Raw genomic sequence first — 1,013 nt, 5'->3', positions numbered from 1 at the left:
TGCAGGTCGGAACTTACCCGACAAGGAATTTCGCTACCTTAGGATGGTTATAGTTACCACCGCCGTTTACTGGCGCTTAAGTTCTCAGCTTCGCCCCACCGAAGTGGAGCTAACCGGTCCCCTTAACGTTCCAGCACCGGGCAGGCGTCAGTCCGTATACATCGCCTTACGGCTTCGCACGGACCTGTGTTTTTAGTAAACAGTCGCTTCTCGCTGGTCTCTGCGGCCACCCCCAGCTCGGAGTGCAAGACTCGTCACCAGGAATGGCCCCCCTTCTCCCGAAGTTACGGGGGCATTTTGCCGAGTTCCTTAACCATAGTTCACCCGAACGCCTCGGTATTCTCTACCTGACCACCTGAGTCGGTTTGGGGTACGGGCCGCCATGAAACTCGCTAGAGGCTTTTCTCGACAGCATAGGATCATCCACTTCACCACAATCGGCTCGGCATCAGGTCTCAGACTATGTGTCACGCGGATTTGCCTACGTGACGTCCTACACCCTTACCCCGGGACAACCACCGCCCGGGCTGGACTACCTTCCTGCGTCACCCCATCGCTCACCTACTACCCCGTCGGGTCACCGGCTCCACCACTTCCCTTTGCCCGAAGGCTCCGGGACGGCTTCACGGGCTTAGCATCAAGAGGTTCAGCGTTGGCGCTTCAAAGCGGGTACGGGAATATCAACCCGTTGTCCATCGACTACGCCTGTCGGCCTCGCCTTAGGTCCCGACTTACCCTGGGCAGATCAGCTTGACCCAGGAACCCTTGGTCAATCGGCGCAAGAGTTTCCCACTCTTGTATCGCTACTCATGCCTGCATTCTCACTCGTATACCGTCCACGACTCGATTCCTCGGCCGCTTCACCCGGCACACGACGCTCCCCTACCCATCACAACAGCCGTTGGGCCTTCATGTTGCAATGACACGACTTCGGTGATGTGCTTGAGCCCCGCTACATTGTCGGCGCGGAATCACTTGACCAGTGAGCTATTACGCACTCTTTCAAGGGTGGC

Annotated in this window: 1 rRNA gene; it reads right to left on the bottom strand. The window is 57.6% G+C overall.

Going from position 1 to position 1,013, the window contains the following annotated elements:
- Positions 1–1,013 (bottom strand): 23S ribosomal RNA (locus ABTZ03_RS44200); the annotation flags it as partial.

The organism is Kitasatospora sp. NPDC096077 (assembly GCF_040303245.1).
Taxonomy (GTDB): Bacteria; Actinomycetota; Actinomycetes; order Streptomycetales; family Streptomycetaceae; genus Kitasatospora.
This window is presented reverse-complemented; position numbering and strand designations above follow the sequence as displayed.